This is a genomic window from Myxococcus sp. CA033 (assembly GCF_013336625.1).
In the GTDB taxonomy this organism is placed as follows: domain Bacteria; phylum Myxococcota; class Myxococcia; order Myxococcales; family Myxococcaceae; genus Myxococcus; species Myxococcus llanfairpwllgwyngyllgogerychwyrndrobwllllantysiliogogogochensis.
This window is the reverse complement of sequence record NZ_JABUMU010000012.1, coordinates 264,322-276,336: the sequence shown is the minus strand read 5'-3', so window position 1 is coordinate 276,336 and position 12,015 is coordinate 264,322. Positions and strand designations below refer to the sequence as shown.

Annotated in this window: 6 protein-coding genes, 13 tRNA genes and 1 pseudogene; all 20 read left to right on the top strand. The window is 68.7% G+C overall.

Annotated features, from left to right (window positions below):
• On the top strand, positions 1–701 hold a 701-nt coding region (gene istB, locus HUA78_RS26645; protein WP_174477408.1), incomplete at its 5' end, for an IS21-like element helper ATPase IstB.
• 98 nt (positions 702–799) lie between these two features.
• A pseudogene (locus HUA78_RS26640) lies at positions 800–1,735 on the top strand (IS3 family transposase); the annotation flags it as partial.
• A gap of 460 nt (positions 1,736–2,195) precedes the next feature.
• Positions 2,196–5,111 carry a cell wall anchor protein gene (locus HUA78_RS26635; RefSeq protein ID WP_174477406.1) on the top strand — a complete coding sequence of 972 codons (2,916 nt, stop codon included), beginning with the start codon at positions 2,196–2,198 and terminating at the stop codon, positions 5,109–5,111.
• Between the two features lie 478 nt (positions 5,112–5,589).
• Positions 5,590–5,748 (top strand): hypothetical protein, encoded by a 159-nt coding sequence (locus HUA78_RS26630; RefSeq protein ID WP_174454832.1) that lies wholly within the window; start codon positions 5,590–5,592, stop codon positions 5,746–5,748.
• A 287-nt stretch (positions 5,749–6,035) separates the two neighbouring features.
• A tRNA-Lys gene (locus HUA78_RS26625) sits at positions 6,036–6,106 on the top strand.
• Between the two features lie 5 nt (positions 6,107–6,111).
• A tRNA-Gln gene (locus HUA78_RS26620) sits at positions 6,112–6,184 on the top strand.
• 19 nt (positions 6,185–6,203) lie between these two features.
• A tRNA-Asn gene (locus HUA78_RS26615) sits at positions 6,204–6,275 on the top strand.
• Between the two features lie 19 nt (positions 6,276–6,294).
• Positions 6,295–6,364: transfer RNA gene (locus HUA78_RS26610), tRNA-Cys, on the top strand.
• Positions 6,365–6,377: 13 nt separating this feature from the next.
• Positions 6,378–6,450: transfer RNA gene (locus tag HUA78_RS26605), tRNA-Phe, on the top strand.
• 100 nt (positions 6,451–6,550) lie between these two features.
• A tRNA-Thr gene (locus tag HUA78_RS26600) sits at positions 6,551–6,624 on the top strand.
• A gap of 31 nt (positions 6,625–6,655) precedes the next feature.
• A tRNA-Ala gene (locus HUA78_RS26595) sits at positions 6,656–6,727 on the top strand.
• Positions 6,728–6,733: 6 nt separating this feature from the next.
• Positions 6,734–6,807, top strand: a tRNA-Arg gene (locus HUA78_RS26590).
• Positions 6,808–6,828: 21 nt separating this feature from the next.
• Positions 6,829–6,903, top strand: a tRNA-Arg gene (locus tag HUA78_RS26585).
• Positions 6,904–6,921: 18 nt separating this feature from the next.
• Positions 6,922–6,992 (top strand) — tRNA-Met (locus HUA78_RS26580).
• A gap of 100 nt (positions 6,993–7,092) precedes the next feature.
• Positions 7,093–7,166 (top strand) — tRNA-Leu (locus tag HUA78_RS26575).
• A gap of 55 nt (positions 7,167–7,221) precedes the next feature.
• Positions 7,222–7,295 (top strand) — tRNA-Leu (locus tag HUA78_RS26570).
• Between the two features lie 20 nt (positions 7,296–7,315).
• On the top strand, positions 7,316–7,858 hold the full coding sequence (locus HUA78_RS26565; protein WP_141646017.1) for an HNH endonuclease: 543 nt from the start codon (positions 7,316–7,318) through the stop codon (positions 7,856–7,858).
• A gap of 253 nt (positions 7,859–8,111) precedes the next feature.
• Positions 8,112–8,196 (top strand) — tRNA-Ser (locus HUA78_RS26560).
• A gap of 254 nt (positions 8,197–8,450) precedes the next feature.
• Positions 8,451–9,068 (top strand): cytochrome C, encoded by a 618-nt coding sequence (locus HUA78_RS26555; RefSeq protein WP_174462881.1) that lies wholly within the window; start codon positions 8,451–8,453, stop codon positions 9,066–9,068.
• A 123-nt stretch (positions 9,069–9,191) separates the two neighbouring features.
• Positions 9,192–12,011 (top strand): AAA family ATPase, encoded by a 2,820-nt coding sequence (locus HUA78_RS26550; protein WP_174477405.1) that lies wholly within the window; start codon positions 9,192–9,194, stop codon positions 12,009–12,011.
• Positions 12,012–12,015: the final 4 nt, after the last annotated feature.

Below are 12,015 nucleotides of genomic sequence, written 5' to 3'. Positions count from 1 at the left end.
ACCTGCGCGACTGGTTGGCGAGGCCAGCGGAGCGAGACGTCAGCCCCGCCGACCTCGTGGGTCTGCTGGCCGACGCGGAGTGGATGCACCGAGAGAACAAGAAGCTCTCCTCTCGGCTGAGCGCGGCGCGCCTGCGCCAGGCCGCGGCATTGGAAGACATCGACTACGGGCATGCGCGCGGGCTCGCCAAGACGCAGGTGATGGAGCTGTCCACCTCGAAGTGGGCGGCGGACAAGCAGAATGTACTCCTCACCGGGCCCACGGGCGTCGGCAAGTCCTTCCTCGCATGCGCCCTGGGACAGAAGGCGTGTCGGGATGGCTACTCGGTGGTGTACCGCCGGGCCTCACGTCTCTTCGATGAGCTCGCTCAGGCGCGCGCCGATGGAACCTACGCGCAGGTGCTCAAGCGCCTGGCCAAGGCCCAGGTGCTCATCCTCGACGACTTCGGCCTTGAGCCGCTCGGTGCTCCAGAGCGCAAGGAACTGCTCGAAGTCCTGGAGGACCGCTACCGACTTTCGAGCACCGTGGTGACCTCCCAGCTCGAGCCGAAGGACTGGCACGCCGTCATCGGTGACGCCACGCTCGCCGACGCCATCCTCGACCGTCTGGTCCACAACTCCCATCGCATCAAGCTGGGCGGAGAGTCCATCCGGTACGTGGAGACAAATTTGACGAAGGGTCGGAAGCAGGCCAAGGGATGAACCACCCAGCGTCGCTGACGCTCCGACCGCTCGCCACCAGCCGGAATCGCTGCTCGGCTTGAGCCGGAACGAGTGCTCACCATGACCGGAATACGCACTGGAGGAAGCCCGCCACGGCGGAGGACCGGCGGTGCGGCCCGCATACCCGTCCGGCCAACCGGCTGTCCGAGGTGGAGCGGCGCCGAATCCTGGCGGTGGCCAACAGCGAGGAGTTCCGGGACGCCTCGCCCAAGCAGATTGTCCCCAGGCTGGCGGACCGGGGCGAGTACGTCGCCAGCGAAGCGAGTTTCTACCGGGTGCTGCGCGAAGCGGGGCAGTTGGCCCACCGAGGCCATGCCAGGGTGCCCACGCCCAGGCCCCGGGCCGAGCACACCGCCACCGGGCCGAACCAAGTCTGGAGTTGGGATATCACCTACCTGAAGGGCCCGGTGAAGGGCGCCTTCCTCTACCTGTACCTGGTGGTGGACGTCTTCAGTCGGCGCATCATGGGCTTCGCGGTGCACGAGGAGGAGTCGTCCGAGCATGCCTCGGCCCTCATCCGCCGCTCTTGGCAGGAGGCTGGCTGCCCCGAGGGGCTGGTGCTGCATTCGGACAACGGTGGCCCGATGAAGGGCGCCACGTTGCTGGCCACCTTGCAATGGCTGGGAGTCACCCCGTCCTTCAGCCGGCCCCGCGTCTCGGACGACAACCCCTTCTCCGAAGCCCTCTTCCGTACGCTGAAGTACCGTCCCAACTTTCCTCGGCGTCCCTTCGCGTCCGTCGAGGCCGCCTGCTGCTGGGTGACGCGCTTCGTGGCTTGGTACAACACCGAGCACCTTCACTCCGCCATCCGCTTCGTCACGCCCGACGACAGGCACTTCGGTCGCGAGGCCTCGCTGCTGGCTCGACGCCACCGGGTGTACCAGCGCGCCCAATCCCGTCACCCGGAGCGCTGGAGCCGCGTCACTCGCAACTGGACTCCCGCAGGCTCCGTCCGCCTGGGCCCCTCGCCCAGCCTCACCCCGGCCGTGCAGGAGATGAAGCGCATCGGCTGAACCCTCTCACGCGACATCTACCTTGACGCTCACCGTGTCCAGGTAGCGGCGGTCGTCCCAGATGCCAGTGACTTCAAGGGCTTCGTGCCCCACGAGCTCGACGAAGCCCACAGTTCCAGGCACGCTCCAGATTACAGGATGTCAGCACCGTTCTGCTGATGTCACGAGCCGGTCACAGCCACGGTCACGAGGCTTGCCTGGAGGCCCACCCCTCGGGGTGCCGACCGCCCTTCGGCCCTTGCACCGTGCGCAGATATCTTTGGGCTTCGCGTTTTCAAAGTACTCCGCGTGACCGCATGGACAGGACTGCCACCTTTTTTCGATGACACCCGACGATCCAAGCCATTTCACGGTAGCTTTCCCGTGTCATGACAGTCGATTGCGCTTCGCGCTGCGGGGTCCTTCACATGGCCGATTCCCGGACCTCCAGTCCAGTGAGTCGACACCTGATCAAAACCCCATGACCCCAATCCGAAGTCTGTGGCTCGCGGCCGCCCTACTGATGGCCGCCTGTGAAACGACTGAGCTCGCGCAGCCCGACGACGTACAGGATGCGACGACGGCCCAGGGCCTCTCCACCCTCTCCGTGCGAGGAACCACCAGCGCGAGCGGCCTGGCCACCACCACCCTCTCCATTCCCACCCCCGTCGGTACGGCCGCCGGAGATGTGCTGGTGATGCAGCTGAGCAATCGTGAGGCCGTCACAGCCGTCGCTACCCCACCCGCTGGCTGGACGCTGCTGCGCTCCGAGCAGAGCGCCTCGGCCATCAAGTCCTGGCTATTCCTCCGCGTGGCCAGCGCGGCCGAGCCGAGCAGTCACACCTTCACCCTCGACCTCGCCAGCTCCATGGCGGCCACCCTGGTCGCGGTGTCGGGCGCGGATCCGCTCCAGCCGTTCGACGTGCACGTGGGCCAGAAGAATGGCAACAGCGCGAGCCTCGCGCTGCCCGTCGCCACCACGTCGTCCGCGAACGGCCTCGCAGTGTGGTTCTCGGCCCAGGTCTGGGGAGGCGCCGCGTGCCCCGCGGTCCACACCCCTCCGACGGGCTTCACCGAGCAGCTCGACACCTGCCTCGTCTCGTCGTCGCACGGCGTGCTGCACAGCGCCGCCACCTCGGAGCTCGGGGCCGCAGGTGCCCAGCCCGCCTTCACCGGCAGCTCCACGCTCCCCAACACCAACATCACGCACGCGGTGGTGCTGCGCCCCCTCCAGCCGCCGGCCACCAAGGAGATCTCCCTCGTCGGCACCACGCACGCGAGCGGCAAGACGGTCACCAGCCTGACCCTCTCGAGCCCTCCGGGCGTCGCCGCCGGTAACGTGCTGCTTGCGCACCTTGCGAACCGGAACCAGATCGGCACCGAGCTCACCCCGCCCGCGGGTTGGACGCTGGTGCGCACCGACATGAGCACCTGGAGCATCCGCGGCTGGGTCTTCGTCCGCGTCGCCACCGCCAGCGAGCCCGCGAGCCACACGTTCCAGAGCTCCATCGCGAGCTACCTCGTCGGCAACCTCGTGGCGTATGCCGGCGTCGATCCGGCCAACCCGATTGACACGCACGCCGGCAAGAGCAACAGCGGCTCGACGGCCTTCACGACGCCGCAGCTGAGCACCTCGACCGCGGGCGGGGCTGCCGTCTGGTTCGGCGCGCAGACGTGGACCGGCGCCGCGTGTCCGACCCCGGCGATCGAGCCCCCCGTGGGCTTCGCCGAGACCTACGACACCTGCTTGGTGTCCTCGTCCCAGGGCCTCGTCTTCAACGCCGCCTTCATGCCCCTCGCCGGTGCCGGCCTCCAGGGACCGTTCAACGGGAGCTCGACGTTCGCCGAGACCAACGTCGCGCAGGTCGTCGCCCTTCGCCGCGCCGAGGTCGCGCCGTCCTCGGGGGTCTCGTTGCGTGGGAGCTCGCACCACAGCGGCCTGTCGCTCGCTTCGCTGTCGATCCCCAAACCGTCGGGGACCGCGGCCAACGACGCGCTCATCGCCCGGGTGACCGTGCGCAACAACATCTCCGCGACCGTCACGCCGCCCGCCGGCTGGACGTTCCTGCGCTCGGAGCAGAGCGCCTGGGCCATCCGCACCTGGATCTTCTACCGCGTCGCGGGCGCCTCCGAGCCCGCGAGCTACACGTTCGGACTGGACGCGACCACCCACATGGCGGGGAGCGTGGAGGCCTTCAGCGGCGTCGATCCGGTCCAGCCAATCGACGTGCACGCAGGCCAGAAGAACGGCGACTCCGCGTCGTTCACCGTGCCCGACGTGGTGACCGGCAGCGCGGGTGGACTCGCCGTCTGGTACGGCTCACAGGTCTGGCCGGACGCCACCTGCCCTGCCACCGGCATCGAGCCGCCGCTCGGCTTCACCGAGGCCTTCGACGCGTGCCTGGGTCACGCCAACGGACTGCTCTTCAATGCGGCCTACCGGTCGCTCACCGCGCCGGGCCTCCAGACGGGCCTCTCCGGCAGCTCCGCGTTCGTGCAGACCAACACCGCGCACGTGATCGTCCTGCGCGCCGCCAACGCCCCCGCCTGCATGGTCGGCGACACGTACGCGAGCACCTTCACGCTCCAGGGCACCGTGACCGCGCCGGAAATCGTGGAGCCCTCGGGCCTGGCCGCGAGCCGCGTGGTCGGCAACGCGCTCTACGTGCACAACGAGGACACCACCGCGATCATCGCGATCAACACGCTCAACGCGAGCACGATCGGCACGTTCAACGTGACCAACGTGACGCCGGCCGACTGGGAGGACCTCGCAACCGGGCCCTGCCCGAGCGGCTCGTGCATCTTCATCGGTGACATCGGGAAGTGGAGCGCCAACTTCCCTGCGGGTGGCAGCCCCACGTCGTTCACGATCTACCGCGTGCCCGAGCCGGCTCTCGCCAACGGCCAGACCTCGGGGGGGCTCGTCGCCGAGGCCTTCCCGTTCGTCTATCCGGACGGCGCGAAGGACGCGGAGTCGCTGATGGTGCACCCCACCACCGGGGACATCTACGTCGTCACCAAGAACGGAGGCACGGGGCAGAGCGGCGTGTACAAGTTCCCCCAGCCGCTGACGCCGGGTGTGCAGGCCACGCTGATCCACGTCCACACGATCCAGCTGCCGCTGAACGGAGACGCCAACTTCTCGGCCGCGACCGCGGCGGCGATCCACCCATGCGCGGATCGCTTCCTCCTTCGCACCTACCGCACTGTCTACGAGTTCCGTGCGACGCCGGGACTTGGCTTCGAGTCGGCCGTCTTCGCGACGCCCGTCACGCTGACCGACACCACCGAGGGCCAGGGTGAGGCGATCGAGTACGAGGCCAACGGCGCGAGCTACTTCACGATGAGCGAGAGCCCCTCGCCCTTCAAGCTCAAGCGCGTGCCCCTGCGGTAGGACCGCGTCGACACGCCGAGGAGCAAGGCCGGTCGTGGGGCACGTCCCCATGGCCGGCCTTGCTGCTCCGAGTTGGGAGCTCGCGCTCGGTGCCGCCGTTCACGCGGTCGTACACACGGCGTCCCGCTTGAAGCCCAGGCACACCCGCGGGCCGGAGCATGAGCACCGGCCCCCGCGCGCATCGCCGGGCCAGATGCCTCTCCTCGGACGCGCCGTGCGGCACGGAGGTCTCCGCGTCAGACTCCTTGCGAACCCGCGGGGCAGCTGCGCCCGCTGCGAGAGAGTCCACGCGATGGAGACCATGGCCACGGCGCTGCGTCCTGCCTGCTCTCGCCCCCAAGGCGTCATCAACTCGGCACGTCAGCCGAGGCGACAACTTCCCTGAAACCGGGGGCCACGGCCGTGAAGCTCAAATAATCGGGCCTTGTCAGGAACGAAAATCACCCGCCGTAGAGTCTCCCCGAAAGGAGCGGCGACCATGACGACGTTGACGACGCGGACGAACCCGATGAAGCGCAGCTATCGCAACAACCTCTGGCCCCAGTTCGGTGCCGCCTCCTGCTCCCTTGTGAGCTTCGCCTCGAAGTCCCTCGTGGGATTTGACCGGCTTGGCGGCCCTCCGCCCGTACCCTGCTGACGCTCGCGCTCCTTCACTGGCGCGCCAAGCCACGCAGAGGCCGGGCTCCCATCCAGGGGACCCGGCCTCTCGGCTTTCTGGGCTCCCAGCGTCCCCATTCAACACCGGCGTGGCCAGCCACGCACAGCCACACCGCATCACGAGTTGCAGCTCGAGGGCCGGACTCGCGTCCGTGCGCCAGGAATCCTGGCTCGCGTTCGAGTACCCGACAGCCTCAAGGTCTCTGACAACTGAATCGTCGTGGTGAATGTATGCCGCCCGCGCGCATCCGGGGCGGCAAGCAATCTGCCTCCGTAGCTCATTGGAAGAGCATCCGCCTCTTAAGCGGACGGCGAGGGTTCGAATCCCTCCGGAGGTACTCATACCGGGGTCGTCTAACTAGCGAGGATGGCGGATTCTGACTCCGCAGGTGCAGGTGCAATTCCTGCCTCCGGTTCTCTCTTCACGCAGCACATTCCCCGGTAGCTCAATGGCAGAGCGCGCGGCTGTTAACCGCGAAGTTGAGGGTTCGAATCCCTCCTGGGGAGCTTTGCGACACACACTAATGGCCAGTTCCGCCCGGGGTGGCAACGGTCTGCAAAACCGTTTGGGACGGGTTCGACTCCCGTACTGGCCTCATCTTCATCATTGCCGACCTGGCGTAGGTGGTCCGCGCGCCCGTCTGAAGAGCGGGAGGACTCGGTTCGATTCCGAGGGTCGGCACTTGGCAGCACGCTTCATCTTCATAGGCCGCGCTCCGGGAGCAGCTTGGACTCCAAATCCGAGCGCGCGGGGTTCAACTCCCTGGCGGCCTGCTCGTTTCGCCCCTGTAGCTCAACTGGTAGCAGCACCGGTTTCGTAAACCGGGGGTTGTCGGTTCGAACCCGACCGGGGGCACTTCACGCAACACGCAGTGCAGTCGTCACATGGGTTCGTGGCTCAATGGGAGAGCACTCGGTTTGCACCCGAGGGGTTCCGGGTTCGAGTCCCGGCGGATCCACTTCATGCCCTTGTAGCTCAGTGGATGAGAGCGCACGGTTCCGAACCGTGAGGTCGCAGGTTCAATCCCTGCCAGGGGCACTCGCTTCATTTGTGCCATCCGCTTCCGTAGCTCAGTGGATTCAGAGCAGGCGCGTCCTAAGCGCACGGTCGCAGGTTCGAGTCCTGCCGGGAGCACACACGTTTCACATTTTCTGCGGGGAGAGGCTGGTGCCTCACCGGGCCTCATAAGCCTGGCCTCCAGGGTTCGACTCCCTGCTCCGCAACTCTTCCTGCACGCCGAGCCAGCTGGAGACGGCGACGGTCCCACACACCGTTTTCGCCGGGTTCGATCCCCGGGGCGTGCACTCGTATCCCCGCAGTCTTGCCGGTGTAGCCCAATAGGTAGAGGTGCCAGGTCGAGAACCTGGAGGTTGCGGGTTCGACTCCCGCCACCGGCACTGTCGTCGCAGTCCGTAGCCCGCAGTCGCAAGTCAGCAGGAACTCCCGAAGTCCGTCCGCGTAGCCCAAACGGGAGAGGCCGCCGGCTCAAACCCGGCCCAGTGCGAGTTCGAATCTCGCCGCGGATACAACCGAAAGGCGTTGCGTCATGGAGACGCTGGTTCTCAGTCAGTCCTTCGAGCCCGTCGCGCGGATTCCCTGGCAGCGCGCGGTGATGCTCATCTTCCAGGGCAAGGTCGAGGTGGTCGAGGAGTACGAGGACCGCTTCGTGCGCTCGGTGACGGTGGAGATTCGCATGCCCTCCGTCATTCGCTTCTTCCGCGGGCTGCGCAAGGGCCCCAAGGGCGTGAAGTTCAGCCGGGAGAACGTCTACCTGCGAGACCGCTGCCGCTGCCAGTACTGCGGCTTGAAGGTGTCGCGCGCGGAGGCGACGTATGACCACGTCCTGCCGCGGGCCCAGGGTGGCCGGACGTCCTGGGACAACGTCGTCATCGCGTGTGTGCCCTGCAACCAGCGCAAGGGCAACCGGACTCCGGAGCACGCGAAGATGGCGCTGCGCTGCGCCCCGGTGAAGCCCAAGAAGCTGCCGGACGCGATGCACCTGACGTTCGTCTTCGAGCAGGGCATGCCCATGTCGTGGGCCAAGTTCCTGAGGGACGTGGCGTACTGGCATGGCGAGCTGGAGGCATGAGGTTCCAGGTGAAGGGGGTCCACCGGAGGTGGCCCCCGTCCCCGCCCATCCCAGGACAGTGCGCCTGGAGGGGATGAGGAGGTCCGCCAGAGGCGGCCTCCCGCCCGTGGACCTCCCCGCGAGCCGGCAGGCGGGTGCGCTGCTGCCGGCGACTTTCTGGAAGACCGACGCCGGAGGCCGGCGGCCCGTTTCGAAAGCGGTGCGGGTGCATGACGCGCTCGGGGTTCGAGTCCCCTGTCTTCCGTTGTGTCTTGGAGCATGCGGGCCGGGTGGCCGGCCGCCTGGCTGGAAACCAGGAGGGCCCTTCGGGGCTCGTGGTTCGACTCCACCGTGTTCCGTTCGCTTCACCTGTCTGATTGGAAGTTGGACTGGCGATGGCGCCAGGCCCCGCTGCTACCGGGTGCGAGCCGGCCTTCCGGCTTGAGGTTCGAGTCCTCCGACTTCCGCTCTCGCTGCCCCCCAGGGCAGCCTTTGTCCCGACCTGTGCACGGGGCAACGCCGGGCTGACACCGGCACGCAGCATGGCCCCTCGCCCCAGCGTCCCTAGCCTCCATCCCGACCGGGACATCCGGTGAAGGGAAAGGAAGCACACATGAAGGATTTCAGGACGGGGCGCCGCGTGGCGAGGGGATGGGCCCTCTTCGCGCTCGCGGGTGTGTTGGCGGGAGGGTGCGGGTCGAGCTCCTCGTCGGACTCGCAGAACCAACAGACCCAGACGCCCGTGGGCGCCGAGGACCAGGAGCGCATCGAAAAGGGCCTGGTCATCTCCCCCGTGACGCTCAACCTCACGGGCTTGGACCGGAACCTCGTGGGCCTGGGCAGCTACATCGTCAACTCCCAGGGAGGATGCACCGACTGCCACACCTACCCACCCTACTCGGCGGGTGGGGACCCCTTTCAGGGACAGCCAGAGCAGATCAACACCGCGAACTTCCTGGCGGGGGGGAGACCCTTCGGCACGGGAATCGTCTCGCGGAACATCACCCCGGATGCGCAGGGGCTGCCGTCGGGCCTCACGTATGAGGCCTTCCTGGCGTTGATGCGCACGGGCCGGGAGCCTGGCGGCGCGCTGCTGCAGGTGATGCCCTGGCCCATCTTCGCGAAGATGCGGGACGCGGACCTGAGGGCCGTCTACGAATACCTCCGGGCCATCCCCGCGGCTCAGCCCGGGAGTGTGCCCACGCCCGTGCCGCCTCAGCCGTATCCCTGACGCGCACGTCGCGTCCGTCTGGCCCCGCGCTCCAGGGGCTTCCGGCTGCTCGCCGGGATTGCGCGCTCACCTCGGCGGTTCAGCGGTTAGAGTGCGTGCTCCGGCGAGGGGGCGGTTGACGAGATGGCGACGAGGAAGAGCGAGGACCAGGAGCGACTCATCGACCGGGACCTGACCGCGATGGCCCGAGAGGGCCGGCTGCCGGCCGCGCATGGCGTGGACGCCGCGGTGACGGAGGTTCTGGGGCTGCTGACGCGCGGTGGCAAGCACCCGCTGCTGGCGGGAGACCCCGGCGTGGGCAAGAGCGCGCTCGTGCAGGAAGTGGCGCGCCGCATCGCCGAGGGGCGCGTGGACTCGGAGCTGGCGCAGTCGCGCCTGGTGGAGGTGTCCATCGCCAACATCCTGGCGCGAAGCACCCACCGCCAGGCCGCCGAGAGCTTCGAGGAGCTGCTGGCCCACCTGGCGCGGCACCCCTGTCCCATCGTCTACATCCGAGACCTGCCAGCGGCGCTGGGCGGGCCCCTGGCCCCCGTGGCCGTGCGCGCGCTGCGCACCGGCGGCATGCGCTTCATTTTCGAGACGGAGCCCAAGCGCGTGCAGGAGCTGCTGCGCTCCGACGAGGCGCTGGCGGAGCGACTGCACCTGCTCCCCCTGCACGAGCCTCCCCTGGAGAAGGCGCGCTGGGTGCTGGGCCGGGTGGCGGAGGAGCTGGAGCGCGAGCTGCGCCTGCCCATCGACCCGGCCGCGTGTGACCTGGCCCTGCGCCTGTCGGCCAAGTTCCTGCTGGCGCAGCGCATGCCGCGCAAGGCCATCGAGCTTTTGAAGGAGACGGCGGCGGAGGCCGCGGGCGCGGCCAAGGACCACGTGGGTCCGGAGGACGTGCTCACCCGCTTCTGTGCCGCCACGCGCCTGCCACGCTTCGTGGTGGACGATGCGATGCCGCTGGACCTGGAGGAGACGGAGCGCTTCTTCGGAGAGCGGCTGCTCGGCCAGACGGACGCGGTGGGCGCGGTGTTGCGCTCGGTGGCGCTGCTCAAGGCGGGACTGAACGACCCGCGCCGACCGCTCGGCGTGTTCCTGTTCGCGGGCCCCACGGGCGTGGGGAAGACGCAGCTCGCGAAGCTGCTGGCCGAGTACCTCTTCGGCTCCGCGGACAGGCTGGTGCGCCTGAACATGGCGGACTATCCCAACGACGGCGACGAGAGCGTGCCCTTCGGCGCGTCCTGGGCACCAGCGCTGGAGACACGTCGCGGAGAGCTGAGCGCGCTCCTGGACGGAAAGGTGTTCTCCGTGCTGCTGCTCGACGAGTTCGAGAAGGCCGCGCGCAGCGTGCATGACCGCTTCCTCCAGCTCTTCGATGAGGGCACGTTCGTCAACGGCGCGGGCGAGGTCGTCTCGTGCAACAACACGCTCATCGTCGCCACGTCCAACGTGGGCGCGGAGGTGTACCGGGAGCCCGCCATGGGTTTCGCCGGCACCAAGCGCGCGGACGAGATGGTGTCGGAGGTCGACCGCCGCATCGGCGAGGCGTTCCGGCCGGAGTTCCTCAACCGCTTCGATGCCATCTGTCACTTCCAGCCGCTGTCCAAGGTGGACATCCGGAAAATCGCGCAGCGCGAGGTGGGCCGCGTGCTGGAGCGCGAGGGCATCCGCGCGCGCTCCCTGGACGTGGAGGTGACACCCGAGGTCGTCGACCGCCTCGTGGAGCGCGGCTATTCGCCCCAGTTCGGCGCGCGCTACCTCCAACGGGAAATCGAGAAGACGCTCACCGCGGCGCTGGCCGTGGAGATTGCGCGCAAGCCCCTGCCTCCTGGCACGCCCGTGCGCGTGGAAGCACGCGTCGGAGGCCGGGTCATCGCGGTGGCCGAGCCCGCAGCGCCGCCGCCCTCGCCTACCGCGCAGTTGCTGCTGCCGTCCGCGCGCGCCGCACCGGTGAAGCGGCGGTTGGACCGCAAGTCGCTGCTCGTGGAGATGGACCGGCTGGTGGGCAAGGCCCGCTCGCTGGCGGCCTCCGCGGGACGGCCGGAGATGGAGGATCGCCGAGCCGCCCTGCTGACGGAGACACAGGCGCCCAACCTCTGGGACGACCCCACGCACGCGGCCGATGTCATCCGGGCCTTCCGGACGGTGGAGGCCCACCTCAACGAACTGGAGCGCCTGGAGGCCGCGTGTCTCTTCGGGCGACGCCTGGTGCGCGAGGCGAAGAACGAGGTGCAGCTGGCCTCCGCGGCGCGACAGGTCGAAGACGTCGCGCGCGAGGTGCAGATGGCCGAGGCACTCCACGCGTCCGGCGCCACCACCCAGGACACCGAGGCCCTGGTGGACATCTGCGCGAGCGACTCGGCGGAGACGCAGGAGGCGTGGGTGCAGGAGCTGGCCACCATGTACCTGGGCTGGGCGCAGCGTCGCGGCTACGAGGCCGTGGCGGTGGCGGAAGCCGAGGAGCCGGCTCGCGTGGTGGTGCGCATCGCCGGCCCTGGGGCCTATGGCTTCCTCGCGGGTGAGGCGGGCCTGCATCGACGGCTGGAGGACGAGAAGCGCCAGCGCGCCTATGTCCGCGTGCACCGGGGAGGCGCTCTCTCCGAGGAGGAGCTGGAGCTGCTGGAGGTGCTCGGCCGACCGGTGAAGAGTCACGAGGGCGCCTACCTCCAGCGCGTGCGTACGGAGGTCACGGTGAAGGATGAGTCCACCGGACGCGTGCTGACGCTCACCGGCGCGGGCGAGCTGGACGAGCTGAAGGACATCGCCGCGCGCGTGGTGGCCGGACAGGGCGGCAGCACGGACGAGGCGCGGCGCTACTACCTGGGCCGCAGCGCCCGGGTGGAGGACCCTCGCACCGGCGCAGGGACTCCGCGCGTGAAGGACGTGCTGCGCGGCGAGCTGGACGTGTTCATCGCCGCGTGGATTTCGCGCCCCCCGACGGAGCCACCGCTGGGGAGCTGAGCGG